The organism is Pseudomonas sp. HMSC067G02 (assembly GCF_001813485.1).
Lineage (GTDB): Bacteria > Pseudomonadota > Gammaproteobacteria > Pseudomonadales > Pseudomonadaceae > Pseudomonas > Pseudomonas aeruginosa.
In genome coordinates this window covers 33,584-50,727 of the sequence record NZ_KV812624.1, presented here as the reverse complement: position 1 = coordinate 50,727, position 17,144 = coordinate 33,584, and the positions used below count along the sequence as shown (strand labels likewise).

The 17,144-nt window shown below is 65.0% G+C and carries 13 protein-coding genes and 1 pseudogene; all 14 read right to left on the bottom strand.

Features of this window, described 5'->3' with window-relative positions; genetic code table 11:
- A pseudogene (locus HMPREF2914_RS32265) lies at nt 1-285 on the bottom strand (sel1 repeat family protein); the annotation flags it as partial.
- A gap of 8 nt (nt 286-293) precedes the next feature.
- Nucleotides 294-1,163, bottom strand: a complete 870-nt coding sequence (locus HMPREF2914_RS02655; RefSeq protein ID WP_078452313.1) for a tetratricopeptide repeat protein — start codon at nt 1,161-1,163, stop codon at nt 294-296.
- A gap of 8 nt (nt 1,164-1,171) precedes the next feature.
- A complete protein-coding gene (locus HMPREF2914_RS02650) occupies nt 1,172-2,041 on the bottom strand; it encodes a tetratricopeptide repeat protein (protein WP_083323299.1) in 870 nt (289 codons plus the stop codon).
- An 8-nt stretch (nt 2,042-2,049) separates the two neighbouring features.
- Entirely contained in the window at nt 2,050-2,925 is an 876-nt protein-coding gene (locus HMPREF2914_RS31125) for a tetratricopeptide repeat protein (RefSeq protein ID WP_003141822.1), read from the bottom strand.
- 3 nt (nt 2,926-2,928) lie between these two features.
- Entirely contained in the window at nt 2,929-5,166 is a 2,238-nt protein-coding gene (pldB, locus tag HMPREF2914_RS02645; protein WP_009314416.1) for a type VI secrection system-dependent phospholipase D effector PldB, read from the bottom strand.
- A complete protein-coding gene (locus HMPREF2914_RS02640) occupies nt 5,163-7,535 on the bottom strand; it encodes a type VI secretion system Vgr family protein (RefSeq protein ID WP_022581076.1) in 2,373 nt (790 codons plus the stop codon). Before HMPREF2914_RS02640 ends, pldB begins: the two co-directional genes overlap by 4 nt.
- Nucleotides 7,536-7,804: 269 nt before the next feature.
- Complete coding sequence (gene hutG, locus HMPREF2914_RS02635; RefSeq protein WP_003117997.1) at nt 7,805-8,605, bottom strand: N-formylglutamate deformylase; 801 nt, start codon at nt 8,603-8,605, stop codon at nt 7,805-7,807.
- Nucleotides 8,598-9,806: an imidazolonepropionase gene (hutI, locus tag HMPREF2914_RS02630; RefSeq protein WP_022581077.1), complete on the bottom strand. Its 1,209-nt coding sequence runs from the start codon at nt 9,804-9,806 to the stop codon at nt 8,598-8,600. The genes hutG and hutI overlap by 8 nt, the downstream gene beginning before the upstream one ends.
- Entirely contained in the window at nt 9,803-11,335 is a 1,533-nt protein-coding gene (gene hutH, locus HMPREF2914_RS02625) for an HAL/PAL/TAL family ammonia-lyase (protein WP_003101754.1), read from the bottom strand. The genes hutI and hutH (HMPREF2914_RS02625) overlap by 4 nt, the downstream gene beginning before the upstream one ends.
- A complete protein-coding gene (locus HMPREF2914_RS02620) occupies nt 11,332-12,162 on the bottom strand; it encodes a quaternary amine ABC transporter ATP-binding protein (protein WP_003135837.1) in 831 nt (276 codons plus the stop codon). The genes hutH (HMPREF2914_RS02625) and HMPREF2914_RS02620 overlap by 4 nt, the downstream gene beginning before the upstream one ends.
- The gene (locus tag HMPREF2914_RS02615; protein WP_003095946.1) at nt 12,159-13,010 is read right to left on the bottom strand and encodes an ABC transporter permease; all 852 of its coding nucleotides are present in this window, start codon (nt 13,008-13,010) and stop codon (nt 12,159-12,161) included. The genes HMPREF2914_RS02620 and HMPREF2914_RS02615 overlap by 4 nt, the downstream gene beginning before the upstream one ends.
- Nucleotides 13,011-13,034: 24 nt before the next feature.
- The gene (locus HMPREF2914_RS02610) at nt 13,035-14,003 is read right to left on the bottom strand and encodes an ABC transporter substrate-binding protein (RefSeq protein WP_022581078.1); all 969 of its coding nucleotides are present in this window, start codon (nt 14,001-14,003) and stop codon (nt 13,035-13,037) included.
- Between the two features lie 117 nt (nt 14,004-14,120).
- On the bottom strand, nt 14,121-15,524 hold the full coding sequence (locus HMPREF2914_RS02605; RefSeq protein ID WP_003141829.1) for an amino acid permease: 1,404 nt from the start codon (nt 15,522-15,524) through the stop codon (nt 14,121-14,123).
- Nucleotides 15,525-15,586: 62 nt separating this feature from the next.
- A complete protein-coding gene (gene hutH / locus HMPREF2914_RS02600) occupies nt 15,587-17,116 on the bottom strand; it encodes a histidine ammonia-lyase (protein WP_023092712.1) in 1,530 nt (509 codons plus the stop codon).
- Nucleotides 17,117-17,144 lie beyond the last annotated feature (28 nt).

Genomic DNA, 17,144 nt, shown 5'->3' with positions numbered 1-17,144 from the left:
ATCTTTTTCTACTCCTCCGGGCCACCCTGTACGATAAAGATTCGCCAAATTATGCATGGCCTTCCAATGACCGCGCTCCACTGCCTTGCTGTAAAGCTCGACGATACGGCCCCAGGGCCGCAGAGTATCGGGCTTGGCCAAGGCGGCTGCTTCGCGGTACCAAGCATCGGTTTGCGAATCCAACGGCGGCAGATGGTCTTTTTCATTAACGCAGACAAACGATTTGCTGTTGGCCATCACGGGGACGCCTGCAAGACAGAGCACGACCCAAAGTCCAATAGCCATCAGCCGCATCACTGCCCCGATTTCCAGTCGGGCCGATCTGCGTCGTAGCCCTGGGTCGGGTGAGGAGGCAGAGGATGGTCCTTTATCAAGTTGGGAAAACGCAAATCAGGATCAGCGGAAAGTTGGTCGTAAATACCATCATATAGTTTGTGTAGCCTCTCATCGGGGGCGTACCACATTCTGTCAACATCGGGACTAGTCTTATCAAAAACTCCGGACATGAAGAAGGCAGCATCATTATTTCCTTGGCTTGCAGCAAGAAGGTAATAGCCTGCCGCCTTTGGGTAGTTATGTGCCACCAAACGATAGTACATCGCCAGTTCGTAATTGGCAGGAGCATAGCCCTGGCCTGCAGCACAGTTCGTATATTTCAGCCCCAACTCATCCTGACCAGCAACATATATATATAGCCTTCCTAACTCAGTTAATGCTGGTGGATTACCCAAGCTTGCAGCCTTATCGAGAAAAGTAAGTCCATCAGTCGCAGGATTCTTGACGCCAGCGCGACTCCCGATCATTGCCGCCATATCGTAGAAACCTTGAGGAACCTTCAAAACGATCATCTTCTGGTAGAGATCTAGAGCTTTCTGAGTATCCTTCTCCACACCGCCTGGCCAACCGGTACGATAGAGGCTCGCCAAGTTATGCATAGCCTTCCAGTGACCACGCTCAACTGCCTTACTGTATAGATCGACGATACGAGGCCACGGACGCAAGGTATCGGGCTTGGCCAGGGTCGCCGCTTCGCGATACCAAGCATCGGCCTGCGGGTCCAGAGGGGGTAGATGGTCCTTTTCGTTAACGCAGACAAAAGGCTTGCTGTCAGCCATAGCGGGAACTGCTGCGAGACAAAGTACAGCCCATATTCCAATAGCCATTAGCCGAATCACTGACCCGGCTTCCAGTCGGGTCGAGCTGCGTCGTAGCCCTGGACGGGGTGGGGTGGCAAGGGGTTATCTTTTACCAAATTGGGAAAACGAAGATCGGGGTCGGCATCAATTTGCAGATAGAGGGAGTAGTAGAATTTCTCAAGCTTTTCATCCGGCGTATACCACATTGCACTTGAAGGAGGCGTCCTCTTTCCGAAGACGCGCGAGAGAAAAAAGGCGGCACTCCTGCCGCCTTGAGAGACGGAGACTTGATAGTATCTAAGTGCCTTTGGATAATTATGCTCAACCAACTCATAGTAGCTTCCAAGCTCATAGCTCGCCGGAGCATAACCTTGACTGGAAGCACAACTGGTATACGCCAGCCCCAATTCCTTTTCCTTGGCCACATAAATATAGAGTTTACCCAACTCGGTCAGTGCTGGCGGGTTCCCCAAACTAGCGGCTTTATCCAAGAAGGTCAGACCATCGGTAGCAGGGTTCTTAACACCGGCACGATTACCAATCATTGCCCCCATATCATAGAACCCCTGAGGCACATCCAGATCTATCATCTTTTGATAGAGATCCAATGCCTTCTGCGGATCTTTTTCTACTCCTCCGGGCCACCCTGTACGATAAAGATTCGCCAAATTATGCATGGCCTTCCAATGACCGCGCTCCACTGCCTTGCTGTAAAGCTCGACGATACGGCCCCAGGGCCGCAGAGTATCGGGCTTGGCCAAGGCTGCTGCTTCGCGGTACCAAGCATCGGCTTGCGGATCCAACGGCGGCAGATGGTCTTTTTCATTAGCGCAGACAAATGGTTTGCTGTTGGCCATCACGGGGACGCCTGCAAGACAGAGCACGACCCAAAGTCCAATAGCCATCAGCCGCATCACTGCCCCGGTTTCCAGTCGGGCCGATCTGCATCGTAGCCCTGGGTCGGGTGAGAAGGTAGAGGATGGTCCTTTATCAAGTTGGGAAAACGAAAATCAGGATCAGCGGCAAGTTTATCGTAAATACCATCATATAATTTGCGCAATTTCTCATCGGGTGCGTACCACATTCTATCGACATCAGGACTGGCTTTATCAAAAACACCGGAGATAAATAAAGCCGCACTCTTTCCGCCCTGAGAGACTGACGCCTGATAATAACCCAATGCTTTTGGAAAATTATGCTCTACTATCTTGTAATACGCCCCCAACTCATAACTAGCCGGCGCATAGCCCTGGCTAGCAGCACAGTGAGTATACGCCAACCCCAAATCCTTTTTTTTGGCCACATATATATAGAGCTTACCTAGCTCGGTTAATGCCGGCGGATTTCCTAGGCTAGCAGCCTTATTAAGAAAACTAAGCCCGTCAGTTGCAGGATTCATGACCCCTGCACGATTGCCGATCATTGCTCCCATATCATAGAACCCTTGGGGCACCTCCAGATCGATCATCTTTTGATAGAGATCCAATGCCTTCTGCGTATCTTTTTCTACCCCTCCGGGCCACCCTGTGCGATAAAGATTCGCCAAATTATGCATCGCCTTCCAATGCCCACGCTCAACTGCCTTACTGTATAAGTCCACAATACGTCCCCAAGGACGCAAGGCGTCAGGCTTAGCTAGCGCAACTGCTTCCCGATACCAGGCATCGGCCTGGGGATCGAGAGGTGGCAAATGGTCTTTCTCATTAACGCAGATGAACGGCTTACTGTCGGCCATAGCGGGAACTCCGAAACTCAACAGGAAAATGAATAGACCAATAGAGATTCGCATCGCTCAGTCCACCGTAAGATTTTGACTATAGGGTGTAGTGACATCCCAGAAGCGCAGCAAGTGCGAAGTAAAAGGCTCATCTGCCACCTGGGCCTTCCAGTTATCATCCATCTTCTGATTCCACAATTCGAAGTTTTTTTCGGTCGTTTCGGCCAACCTCCCAACATGCGCCCCCCACAACTCCTCCCGCATCGCCCTCGCCAAATCCGGATTGGGCTGGGCAATCCCCAACTCGCTGTCGCCATGCATGCTGCGGACATTGATATTGGCCGAGCTGAGCAGGGTATAGAGGTCGTCCACCAGCAGCAGCTTGGAGTGCACGTAGATGTGCTTGTAGCGTGCCTTCAACGGTGGTGCCCCGAGGGCGGCCTCGGCTTCGGCGGACAGGCGCGCTGGCGGCGGGCTGCCGGGGGCGGGGTCGCTGGTGGCCAGGGTGGCGACGACCACCTTGAGGCCGGGTACTTCGGCGAGTTGATAGGGCTTGTCGTCCTCGCCGGTGTTCTTCGCCAGTCCGGGAATCTCCTGCGCGCCGAGATCGCCGAGGCGTTGCTCGACTTCCGGCGTCACGCCTTTCTCTTCGAGCGCTTCGATCTTGCGCTCCAGCCGTTCGATGTTGTTTTCCTGGCCGCGCCGGACATAGGGATCGGGATGTAGGTTTTCCCTGACCTGCTTCAACTGCTCCCGCTTTTCCCGCAAGTCATGCGCCAGGTCGCGCTGTACCTGCGGCATCAGTTGCTCCTGGCCCAGGCCTTTCATCATGTCGTAGGTGGTCTTCGAGGCGTCGCTGGAGTCGGGGGTGTTGGTCACGACGAACAGGTACAGGTCGCCGGGCACGCCCCGGGCCTTGCGCACCTGCGCAGTCTTCCGCAGGCGCTCGGCGAAGCCGGCATAACGGAAGTACTGGTTTTCCATGTAGACGTAGTCGGTGGCATTGCCCAGGGCCTTGAGATAGTGCTCCAGGATCGAGCGCTCGTCGTCCTGCGGCTGGGTCCGGCAAATCTGCGCGACGCTGTTGCTGGCGGGCGTGGCGATCTTCGGCAGCGGCAAGGCGTCGCGCTCGGCGGTCAGCGATGGCGTCGAGAACCAGCGCTTGTACCACGGCGTCTCGAGGTCCCAGGCCTCGCTGAAGTTGCGGCTGAGGTCGGCCAGCACCGGGCCCTGGACCTGCATGGAGATATCCTGCCAGGGCCCGAACCCGGGATCGCGACCGGCGGCGCGGTCGTCGAACAGGTGGGCGCTGGTGTCCCAGTAGTTACGGTGCATGTTGTGACCCATGACGAAGCCGATGGCCTGCGGGCTGCCATAGTCGACCAGGACCATCTTCTGGTGATGGCTGGCGAACTGGGTGAGTACCAGCAACTGGCCGATGCCCAGGTCGTCGATGCCATCGGCGCGCAGCAGGTGGATCAGGCTTTGCAGTCGCCCGTTGACGAGGCGCACTTGCTCGCCGTTCATCACCGGTCTGGCCGTCTGCTCGAAGTCGCGGGTACGGAACTCGACGTTCTGCAACCCACCGCCGCGTACCGCCTTGAACCAGTCGCGGGTGAATATCTGCCCCCAGGGATCCTGGCGGGTGCCGCCGGAACCGCGCTTGCCGCCGTAGCCCTGGGCCTCGCTGCTGTCGAGAGTGCGCTGGATCTCGGCGTTCTCCGCCTCCAGCTCGGCGATGCGCGCCCGCGCGTGGGCGGCGCCCCGCGGGTCGAAGCTCGGCAGCCTGCCTTCGCGGTGCAGCCGTTCCGAGCGTTCCAGGGCTTCCTGCTGCCGCGCGATGAGGTTGAGGTTATGCTGGCGCCGCTGCTCCAGCCGCAGCACCTCGTTGTCCACTGCGCTGCCGCTGGCGACGCCCGAGCCCGCCCAGGTGCCGCCGGAACCGCCGACGCCGGCCCCGGGGATGGTGTTTTCCTTGAGCCTGGCGAGCTGGTTGCTCCAGACCAGCACCCGCGCCTGCACCCCTTCGCGGCCCTTCGTCTGCAGCAATTCGCCGATTCGCGGTCCGTCGGGGCGTTTGAAACGCATGGCCGGGTCGAAGCCCCAGGTGATGATGTCGATGCTGTGCCGGGCCGCTTCCATCGCCGCATGCACCGCGTCGAAGGCCGCCTGGCCATTGATCAGCGGCTTGATGTGCACACCCGCGCGCGGCGGGTAGAAAGCCTTGTTGGCGAACCAGTCGAGGGTCAGCCGGACGCTGCCGGCCTGTTGCGCGTACAGCTTGAGGGTCTGCGGTTTGTACAGGTCGCTCATGGCGTGGGGTCATCCTTGTCGGCGGCGCCGGGCCGCGAGGCGTCGCGCCGGTAGGCGTCCGGGGCGGAACGCGGCTTGTGCTGGGGCATTTCCGCCCGGTAGTCGCGGAACCCCTGCTGGGCGAGCCGATCGTCGGCCTGCAGTGCGTCCGGCTGGTCGACCATCTCCACTTCGTAGGCGTGGCCATTGGCCGTCTCGATACGATAGGTGCGTTCGCCCGGAAGCGGTTCGAAGCTGATTGCGCCGCCTTCGTCGGCGATGCCCTCCTCCTTGAGGGCACCGTTGGCGTAGAGCCGATACGGTTGCCTGGCCGCCGATGCCACGCCGGGCAACGGACTGAGTTCGAAACGCAGGAGTTTCTGCGGCGCTTCGCCGATCTTCTGGGCGATGGCTCCCAACAAGGCGCCTCCCGCCGCCGCGGAGTCGGCCGCGAGCGGTTGCAGCGGCGACAGCGCGCGAACGCCGCTACCGATGCCGGGGCTGCCGCCGCTGTTGATCATCACCTGGGCGCCGTCAAGGGTGACACCGCCCGGGTCGAGCCTGGCGAAGCTGCCACCGCCCTTTAGGGTCAGCTCCATGCCTGCCTCGATCACTACCTTGTCGCCGGCCTTGAAATGGATCTCGTCGCCCGCCTCGACGAACTGGCCGGTGCCGATCCTCAGGTGCAACGCGTCGGCGACGCTGAGGTGGTCGGCCGCCTTCAGTTCGACCTTGCGGTCGGCGTGGACCGTGCGCTGTTCCTCGGCCCTGAACTCGCTGTAGCTATCGCCCTCGACCGTGTCGTGGCGCTCATGGCCGACGCGGATCTTCTGGTCGTGCTCGATGTTCTCGTCCCAGTCGCGCTGGGCGTGGACGAAGATCTGTTCCTGGCCCTTGCGGTCCTCGATGCGCAGTTCGTTGAAACCGCCGCCGCCGGGGTAGCTGTCGGTCTTGAAAACGCTGCGGGTCTTGTTCTGCGGCAGTTCGTAGGGCACCCGGTTTTCGCTGTGGTAGAGGCAGCCGGTGACCAGCGGCTGATCCGGATCGCCCTCCAGGAAACCCACCAGGACTTCCATGCCCACCCGCGGGATGGCGACGCCGCCATAGCGTTTGCCCGCCCAGTTGGAGGCGACGCGCAACCAGCAACTGGTGTTGTCGTCGGCCTGGCCGAGGCGATCCCAGAAGAACTGCACCTTGACCCGGCCGTATTGGTCGCAGTGAATGGTCTCGCCAGCGGGGCCGGTCACGACCGCTGTCTGGCAGCCCAGCACGTGTGGCTTGGGATGCTCCAGCGGGGGGCGGAAATGCGCGCTCCAGGGAGTGGCGACGAAACGGTTGCGATAGCCCTGGCGGAAATCGCCCCGGCCCTGCGCGACGTCGCTGTCGATCGACTCTTCCAGTACCTGCGGCTGCCGCCCTTCGTGGAGAACCTCGGTAAGCAGCCAGAGATCGTTCCATTCGCCGCGGGGATGCGCGGACAGCGTCAGGAAGTGTCCGCTGAGCAGCGCCGGTTCGTCGCTTTCGCCCCTGGCCTGTAGGTAGTCGGCGCGATGCCGTTCCAGCGCGCGCCGGCTCAGGTGCTTGCCGCGCTCGCGGTGGGTGAAGCGGCCGGGATAGTCGTAGTCCTCCAGGTCCGGTTGCTGCGCCCCGGGCTGCGGGCCATGGGCGGCCTGCATCTGCAACGCGGGTTGCTCGAAGTCGTAGTCGCGCCGGGTAACCCGGCTGGCACGGGTGTCGAAGCGCACGCCGAAGCGCTTGACCACCGGCTGGTCGGCGACCAGCCCGGCGTCCTGCACGTAGGCGACGGGGCGTTGCAGCCGCGGAAAGGAGGTCTGGTCGTCGCCGAAGACCAGCATATGGCCCCGGGCAGAAAACTCATGGTGGTAATGGATGCCTTCCTCCTCGCAGAGCCTGCTGAGGAACGCCAGGTCGGTTTCGTCGTACTGCGTGCAGTATTCGCGGGCCGGGTACGGCGTCGGGCCCAGCTGGAAGCGGTAGGCGTCGGCGAGAATGCCGTGGCCCTCCAGCACCCGACCGATGATTTCCGGCACGCTGAGGCGCTGGAAGATGCGTTGGTCGCTGCACAGCCCCAGGTAGGCCAGGCGCGGCTCCAGGGTCGCGCGATAGCCGGTCAGGCGCTTGCCGGAGTCCCCCTGGGCGATGCTGGTGAGCTGTCCGTGGACCCCTTGCCCGCTCGGCGAAAGGATCAGGAAGGCCGGCTGGTGCAGCAGCGCGTCGAGGTCCAGATCGGATCGCTCGCTGACCAGCTCCAGGTCGAAGCGAAAGGACTGGCTGATGGCTTCGCGACCGCGGAAGGCGAGTACCTGGAAGTCGTGCCGGAGGTTTTCGATGCGAAGGCTGAAGTGCGTCTGGTTGGCGGGGGCGAACATTCACTGTCCTCTTGGAAACGCAGCCGTGCGTTCCTGGCGTATTCGGTTCCGGGCGCGACGCGCCTGCGCCCGCGCGATGGAAATGCTGGCCGAGAGGATAGAGGAGAACAGTTGTGCAACTCTTTGCGCACTCGGCCTCCCGGCCGCATCAACGCTGACCTCAATAAATTTGTAACATAAAATTTCCAGAATGCCGACGCGGACGCCCCACCCCATCCGCGGCATTCACGTCCGCCAGGACGGCCAGGCGTCCGCCGCCTCCGAGCGCCTCAGGCGTAGCGCTCGTGCCCCCAGGCGAGGAGGCTTTCCAGCAGTTCGCGGATGACCGCGCGGGTCGCTTCGGCGAGGTCCGCGCGGTAAGCGAACGGGGCCTGCTCGTCCATGTAGGTGCACTGCGCCAGCTCCAACTGGACGGCATGGACGTGCTGCTCCGGCTGGCCGTAGTGGCGGGTGATGTGGCCGCCCTTGAAGCGCCCGTTGAGCACATGGCTGTAGCCTTCGGCGGCAGCGCAGACCGCCTCCAGGCGGGCCGCCAGCGCTGGATCGCAACTGGCGCCGGCGTTGGTGCCGAGATTGAAGTCGGGCAGTCGGCCGTCGAACAGGTGCGGCACGTGGGAACGGATCGAGTGGGCGTCCCAGAGCAGCGCGTAGCCGAACTCGGCCTTCAGCCGCGCCAGTTCCTCGGCGATGGTCCGGTGGTAGGGCGTCCACACTTCGGCCAGGTAGCGCATGCGTTCCTCGGCAGACGGCGCCATGCCTTCGCGGTAGAGCGGCCGGCCGTCGAACAGGGTGTCCGGATACAGGCCGGTAGTGGCGGTGCTGTACAGCGGCTTGTCGTCGGAAGGGCGGTTGAGATCGACTACATAGCGCGAATAGTGGGCAGCCAGGGTGCTGGCGCCCAGTTCCTCGGCGAAATCGTAGAGCCGGGGAATGTGCCAGTCGGTATCGGTCAGCGCCCGCGCCTCCTCCACCAGGCCGGCGTCCACCGCCGGGGTCAGGCGCGTGCCGGGGTGCGGCATGCTGATCAGTAGCGGCACGCGGCCGCGCTTGAAACTCAGGACTTCATCCACGGTATACCTCCTCGGCGTGGCGAATGACGCGTTTCGGCAGATCGCCGCCCAGCCAGTAGGCCAGCTCCGCCGGACGCTCGATGTCCCAGGCGACGAAGTCGGCCAGCTTGCCGACCTCCAGGCTGCCGTGGCGGGCTTCCAGCCCCAGCGCCTGGGCGGCGTGCAGGGTGACACCGGCCAGCGCCTCCTCCGGGGTCAGGCGGAACAGGGTACAGGCCATGTTCAGCATCAGGCGCAACGACAGCGCCGGCGAGGTGCCGGGATTGAGATCGCTGGCAATGGCCATGGCCACGCCGTGCCGGCGCAGGGCATCGATCGGCGGCAGCTGGGTCTCGCGCAGCAGGTAGAAGGCGCCCGGCAGCAGCACCGCGACGGTGCCCGCCTCGCCCATGGCGCGGGCGTCGTCCTCGGTCATGTACTCCAGGTGGTCGGCCGACAAAGCCCGGTAGCGCGCCGCCAGGCTGGAACCGTGCAGCGAGGATAGCTGCTCGGCGTGCAGCTTCACCGGCAGGCCCAGCTCGCGGGCGGCGATGAATACCCGCTCGACCTGCGCCGGGGAAAACGCCAGGTGCTCGCAGAAGGCGTCCACCGCGTCCACCAGTCCCTCTCCGGCCAGCGCGGGGAGCATCGTCGAGCAGATATGCTCGATGTAGTCGTCGGCGCGCCCGGCGTATTCCGGCGGTAGCGCATGGGCGGCCAGGCAGGTGCTGCGCACGGTCGCCGGCAGGCGTTCGCCGAGGCGGCGGATGACTCGTAGCATCTTGCGTTCGCTGGCCAGGTCGAGGCCGTAGCCGGACTTGATCTCCAGCGCCGTCACGCCGTCGCGCAGCAAGGGGTCCAGGCGCTTGCGCGCGCTGGCCAGCAATTCTTCCTCGCTGGCCTCGCGGGTGGCGCGTACGGTGCTGGCGATACCGCCGCCGGCGGCGGCGATCTCGGCGTAGCTGACGCCCTCCAGGCGCTGCTCGAATTCGCCGCTGCGGTTGCCGCCGAACACCGCGTGGGTGTGGCAGTCGATCAACCCCGGGGTCAGCCAGGCGCCATCGAGGTCGATGCGTTCGGCGTAGTCGTCGGGCGGCAGTTCGGCGCGCGGGCCGATCCAGTGGATCAGCGGACCGTCGGTGACCAGGGCGGCGTCCTCGACGATCGAGTACTTGCCGCCCTTGAGGGTGGCGGCATGGCAATGCTGCCAGAGTCGTTTCATTGCAGGTCTCCTATGCTCGCGGCCAGCCGGGCGAGACTCTTCCGTTCGCCGAGGATGGCCGCCGCGCTGGCGATGTCGGGAGCCAGCCAGCGGTCGGTGTCGTACGCGGGCACGCGCTCGCGCAGGATGCCCCAGGCCGCCGCGGTGCCCTGGCCGAAGCGTTGCGGGGCGAGGAATTCGAAGGCCTGGGCGGCCAGCAGGTACTCGATGGCGAGGATCCGCCGGAGGTTCTCCAGGGCCCTGCCAAGCTTGAGCGCGGCACTGGTGCCGAGGCTCAGGTGGTCCTCCTGGAGCGCCGAGGTGACGAAGTTGTCGACCACCGCCGGCTGCGCCAGCTGGCGATTCTCGCCGGCCAGGGAGGCGGCGACGTACTGGGTGATCATCATCCCCGAGTTGACTCCCGGCTTGCCCACCAGGAACGCCGGCAGGCCGCTGACCAGCGGGTTGACCAGGCGATCCAGGCGCCGCTCGGCGACCCCGCCCAGCTCGGCCACGGCGATCGCCAGCAGGTCGGCGGCCATCGCCACCGATTCGCCGTGGGGATTGGCCTGGGATACCACCCGGTAGGCCTCCGGCGTACCCAGCAGCAGCGGGTTGTCGGTGGCCGAGTTGAGTTCGGTCTCTATCTGCCGCGCCGCGTGGGCCAACTGGTCACGGCAGGCGCCATGGATCTGCGGTATCGAGCGGATGCTCAGGGCATCCTGGGTGCGGATGCCGCGGGCGTTCTCCAGCACCTGGCTGCCAGCCAGCAAGGCCCGCAGATTGGCGGCGACCCGCTGCATCCCGGGATGCGGCTTGAGCGCAACGATCTCGGCGTCGAACGCCGCCAGTTGGCCGCGCAGGGCCTCGAAGCTCATCGCCCCGATCACGTCGGCCCACTGCGCCAGGCGCTGCGCGTCGTCCAGGGCCAGGCAGGCGAGGCCGGTCATGCACGGCGTGCCGTTGACCAGGCAGAGCCCGTCCTTGGCTCCCAGGCGCACCGTCGCCAGGCCTTCCGCCGCCAACGCGGCGGCGGCCGGCACGACGCTGCCGCGGTAGCTGACCTCGCCGATGCCGAGCAGGGCGATGCCGACGTGCGCCATGTGGGTCAGGTAGCCCACCGAGCCCTGGGCCGGCACCTGCGGGGTAATCCCGTGGTTGAGCAGCGCCAGCAGCCCTTCCACCAGCGAACGGTCGAGCCCGGACTTGCCCTGGCTGTAGTTGGCGACGGCGGCACAGATGATCGCCCGGGTCTGTTCGTCGCGCAGCGGCTCGCCGACCCCGCAGGCATGGCTGAGCAAGGTGTTGCGCGACAGCTCGGCGAGCTGCTCGCCTTCCAGCAGGACGTCGCACAGCGCGCCGAGGCCGGTACTGATGCCGTAGGCACGCTCGCCATTGGCGACGATACGGCAGACGATGGCGCGGGCGTTGTCGATCCGTGCCCAGGCCGCCGCCGACAGTTCCAGGCGCGCACCGTGCCGGGCCACCGCGACCAGTTCCTGCCAACGCAGCGGACCGTCGCCGAACACGACGCTCGGTAGGTCGCTCATAGGTTCGCCACCCGCCGCTGGACGAAGCGGTCGACGTAGTCGTCGGCCGGCTGGTGGAGGATTTCCCGTGGTGTGCCGACCTGGATCAGTTGGCCGTCCTTGAGGATCGCGATGCGGTTGCCGATGCGTACCGCCTCGTCGAGGTCGTGGGTGATGAAGACGATGGTCTTGTGCAGGGTTTTCTGCAGTTCCAGCAACTGGTCCTGCATGTCCGCGCGGATCAACGGGTCGAGGGCGCTGAAGGCCTCGTCCATGAGGATGATCTCGGTGTCGGCGGCCAGCGCGCGGGCCAGGCCGACGCGCTGGCGCATGCCGCCGGAAAGCTGGTGCGGATAGGACTTCTCGTAGCCCTTCAGGCCCACCGTGGCGATCCAGTGCAGGGCCCGCTCGTGACACTGCGCCCGGCTTTCGCCGCGAACCTTCAGGCCGTAGGCGACATTGTCGAGCACGCTCTTGTGCGGCAGCAGGCCGAAACTCTGGAACACCATGCTGATCTTGCGCCGGCGGAATTGCCGGAGGGCTTCCATGTCGTAGCGCAGGATGTCCTCGCCATCCACCAGTATCTCGCCGCTGGTGGGGTCGATCAGGCGGTTGAAATGGCGCACCAGGGTCGACTTGCCGGAACCCGACAGGCCCATGATCACGAAGATCTCGCCAGCACCGATGGTCAGCGACAGGTCGTTGACGCCGACCACGCAGCCGGTCTGCGCCAGCACTTCGGCCTTGCTGCGTCCCTGGCGGATCAGCGCCAGCGCGGCATCGGCGCGCGGGCCGAAGATCTTGAACACGTTCTTCACTTCGATCTTGTTCATCTGCGCACCGCTCATTTGCTCGTCTCGTGCCGGGAACGGCCGTAGGCCTGGGTGATGCGGTCGATCACCACCGCGAGGATGACGATCGCCAGGCCGGCTTCCAGGCCCTTGCCCACGTTCAGCGTCTGGATGCCCACCAGTACGTCTTCGCCGAGGCCGCGGGCGCCGATCATCGAAGCGATCACCACCATCGACAGGGCCATCATGGTGGTCTGGTTGATCCCCGCCATGATGCTCGGCAGGGCCAGCGGCAACTGCACGCCGAACAGCTGCTGCCAGCGGTTGGCGCCGAAGGCGTTGACCGCCTCCATCACCTCGCTGTCGACCTGGCGGATGCCCAGGTCGGTGAGGCGGATCAGCGGCGGCGCGGCATAGATCACGGTGGCGAAGATCGCCGGCACCTTGCCCAGGCCGAACAGCATCAGCACCGGGATCAGGTACACGAAGCTGGGCATGGTCTGCATGATGTCCAGCAGCGGCATCAGTACCGCGCGCAGGCGGTTGCTGCGCGCGGCGAGGATGCCCAGGGGGATGCCGATCAGCACCGAGATGAAGGTCGCCACCAGCATCAGCGCGAGGGTCTGCATCAGCTTGTCCCAGAGGCCGACGGCGCCGACCAGGAACAGCAGGCCGGTGATCACCAGGGTCGGCAGCAGGCGCCGGGTGGCGTGCCAGGCGATCGCCGCGACGATCGCCAGCAATAGCCACCAGGGCGTGGCGCGGAGCAGCCCTTCGAGGTTGACGATGGCCCACAGCAGGGTGTCGGAGATCTTGCGGAACAGGTCGCCGTAGTTGGTCACCAGGGCGTCGACCCAAGCGTTGACCCAGTCGGCGATGGAAAATGTCAGGCGTTCGGGAAACATGGTCTGCTCTCGTCGGTCGTGGGTTCAGAGTGCCGCTTCGATCTTCTTCGCCGCGTCCTCGTCGACCCAGGCGTGCCAGACCTCGGGGTGCTCCTTGAGGAACTCGCGCGCCAGGCGCGCTGCATCGATCCTGTCCTTGGCCATCCGCGCCAGGTCGCTGTTCAGCAGCTCCGCCGGCAGGTTGACCTTCTCCAGCACCGCCACCAGCTCCGGCGCCTGGTCGTGGAAGGTCCGCGACAGGCCGACCTGGATCCTGATGCGCTTGTCGACGCCGGGCCTTTCCTCCAGGCGCACCAGGTCGGCGCGGCCCATCAGCGGCGTCGGCGACCAGTAGTAGAACAGGATAGGCTCGCCGCGCCGATAGCTCGACAGCACCGCCGCGTCCAGTGCCGGGCCGGTGCCCGGACGGAAATTGGTGAACGTCTCCTCCAGGCCGTAGCTTTTCAGCATCTCGCTGTTCTCCAGCTCGCAGGTCCAGCCGGCCGGGCAATTGTAGAAGCGTCCCTTGCCCGGCTCTTCCGGGTCGCGGAAGACCTCGGCGTACTGCGCCAGGTCGGCGATAGAGCGCAGCTTCGGCGCCTTCGCCTCGAGCTTGCGCTGCGGGTCGCCCTCGATCACGTAGCGCGGCACGTACCAGCCCTCCACCGCGCCGACGATGGGTTCGCCGACGCCGACCACCTTGCCGGCGGCGGCGGCCTTGTTCCAGGCGTCGCTGCGGCCGATCCACTCCTCGGCGAAGACCTGGATGTCATTGGTGCTCAGCGCCTGCTCCATGGTGATCGAGTTGCCCGGCAGGCTGTCGGTGGTACAGCCGTAGCCCTTGGCCAGGACGAACTGCATCAGCTCGGTGAGCAGGGTCCCGCTCTCCCAGTTCAGCCCGGCGAACTTCACCGCCTTGCCGGACTCGCACCAGCCTTCCGCCTGGGCGCCCGCCGCGGCGGCGAGCAGGCCGAAGGCACAGAGAACACTCAACATCGACTTCTTGTATCGCATGGTTCGACGCTCCAGATGCACGATTGGGAAAGGCAGTTGGAAAACCTGCGGGCCGCGCCCGGGGGAACGGCCTCGATCGTTGTTATTGGCCGGCGGCTCAGGCCGCCGTCGGTTCCGTCACAGCCCTCCCTGGGCCTGAAGCACGCCATGCGCGGCATCGCCCTTCGGCCTGACCCAGCGCCGGTAGGCGATCACCAGCACGGCGATCCAGATAGCCCCGACCCACAGGGCCGGGCGGGTGTCCGGGAAATAGCCGAGCACCACGAAGATGAACAGCATGAAGACGATCGCCGCCGCCGGCGCGAATGGCCACAGCGGCACCGGGAACTTCAGCGCGGCGACCTGGCGCGGCCCCATGCGCCGGCGCATGCCGACCTGGGCCAGGAGGATCATCAGCCAGACCCACACGGTGGCGAAGGTGGCGATGGAAGCGATCAGCAGGAATACGCTCTGCGGGATCAGGTAGTTCAGCGCCACGCCGAGCAGCAGGGCCACCGCCATCAGCAACACGGTCATCCACGGCACGCCGTGCCGCGACACCCGCGAGAAGCCGACCGGCGCCTGGCCCTGGCGGGCCATGCCGTAGAGCATGCGACCGGCGCCGAAGATGTCGCTGTTGATCGCCGAGATCGCCGCGGTGATCACCACGACATTGAGGATCGCCGCGGCCGACTCGATCCCCAGGCCGTCGAAGATCTGCACGAAGGGACTGCCGTTGCTGCCGATCTGCTGCCAGGGGAAGATCGCCATCAGCACGAACAGGGTCAGCACGTAGAACAGCAGGATGCGCAGCGGCACCGCATTGATCGCCCGCGGGATCACCCGCTGCGGGTCCTGCGCTTCGCCGGCGGTGATGCCGATGATCTCGATGCCGCCGAAGGCGAACACCACCACCGACAGCGAGGCGACCAGCCCGGCCCAGCCGTTGGGCAGGAAGCCGCCGTGCTGCCACAGGTTGTGCACGCCGGTGGCGGACGTCGCCGCGCCGTCCAGGCTGAAGCCGAAGAACATGATGCCGAGCCCGGCGAGGATCATCGCGACGATGGCGCCGACCTTGACCAGCGACAGCCAGAACTCCAGCTCGCCGAAGACCTTGACATGGCAGAGGTTCAGCCCGCCGATGAACAGCACGATGGACAGTACCCAGATCCAGCGCGGCACGTCGGGAAACCAGAACCCCATGTAGATGCCGAACGCGGTGACATCGGCGAGGCAGACGATGATCATCTCGAAAGCGTAGGTCCAGCCGGTGACGAACCCGGCCAGGGGGCCGAGATAGCTGCTGGCGTAATGGCCGAACGAGCCGGACACCGGCTCGTGCACCGCCATCTCGCCGAGCGCGCGCATCACCATGTACACCGCCGCGCCGGCGACCAGGTAGGCCAGCAGCACCGCCGGCCCGGCCATCTGGATGGCCGATGCGGAACCGTAGAACAGACCGGTGCCGATCGCCGACCCCAGTGCCATGAAACGAATATGACGGGCGTTCAGCCCGCGCCGAAGCCCCGTGTCGTGCGTCATCCCTCGGCTCTCCTGTTGTTGTTCTTGCTGGAGCGCCCCGGCCGAGCGGCCGGGGGCGGGTATCAAAGGCTCGGCAACAGCCGGGCCGGCAGCAGCGCGTTCAGGCAACCGCTGGCGAGCAACTGGCTGGCGGCCTCGATGTCAGGGGCGAAGAAGCGATCCTCCTGGTAGTACGGCACCTTGTCGCGCAGCAGGCGGCGAGCCTGCTCCAGCTTCGGCGAACTCTTCAGGCCCTCACGGAAGTCCAGGCCCTGGCAGGCGCCCAGCCATTCCACGGCGAGAATCCCGCAGACGTTCTCGGCCATCGCCCAGAGCCGTTTGCCGGCGTTCGGCGCCATCGACACGTGGTCTTCCTGGTTGGCCGAGGTCGGCAGGCTGTCGACGCTGGCCGGATGGGCCAGGGCCTTGTTGTCGCTGGCCAGCGCGGCGGCGGTGACCTGGGCGATCATGAAGCCGGAGTTGACCCCGCCGTTGGCCACCAGGAACGGCGGCAACTGCGACATGTGCATGTCCATCATCAGCGAGATGCGCCGTTCCGACAGCGAACCGATCTCGGCCAACGCCAGGGCCAGGTTGTCGGCGGCCATCGCCACCGGTTCGGCGTGGAAGTTGCCGCCGGAGATCACGTCGCCCTCGGCGGCGAATACCAGCGGGTTGTCGGACACCGCGTTGGCTTCGATCTCCAGCACCTCGGCGGCCTGGCGCATCTGGGTCAGGCAGGCGCCCATCACCTGCGGCTGGCAACGCAGCGAATAGGGGTCCTGGACCTTGTCGCACTTCTCATGGGAACGCGCCACCTCGCTGCTGGCGGTGAGCAGGTCGCGATAGGCCGCGGCCACGTCGATCTGCCCACGCTGGCCGCGCGCGGCGTGGATGCGCGCATCGAACGGCGCCCGCGAACCGAGCATGGCCTCGACGCTGAGCCCGCCGCAGACGGTGGCGGCGGCGAACAGGTCCTCGGCCTCGAACAACCCGCGCAGCGCGTAGGCGGTGGACACCTGGGTACCATTGAGCAGGGCCAGGCCTTCCTTCGCCGCCAGGGTCAGCGGCTCCAGCCCGGCCACCGCCAGCGCCTCGGCGGCCGGCAGCCACTCACCGCGATGGCGCGCCCGGCTTTCGCCGATCAGCACCAGCGACATGTGCGCCAGCGGCGCCAGGTCGCCGGACGCACCCACCGAGCCTTTCAGCGGGATGTGCGGATAGACCTCGGCGTTGATCAGCGCGATCAGCGCGTCGATCACCTTGCGGCGGATGCCGGAGAACCCGCGCGCCAGGCTGTTCACCTTGAGCAGCATGACCAGCCGCACCATGGCGTCGTCCAGCGCCTCGCCGACGCCGGCGGCATGGGACAGGACGATGGAGCGCTGGAGCTTCTCCAGGTCGGCCGGGGAGATCCGCGTCGAGGCCAGCAGGCCGAAACCGGTATTGATGCCGTAGGCGGTGCGGCCCTCGGCGATGATGTTCTCGACACAGGCGACGCTGGCGGCGACCGGCGCGTCGGCGCTGGGATCCAGGCTCAGGCGCACGGGGGCCAGGTAGGCTTGGCGCAGGTCGGCCAGGGTCAGCTGGCCGGGTTTCAGATGCAGGCTCATCGAAGGCTCCTTGTTCGGTTCGGCGGGC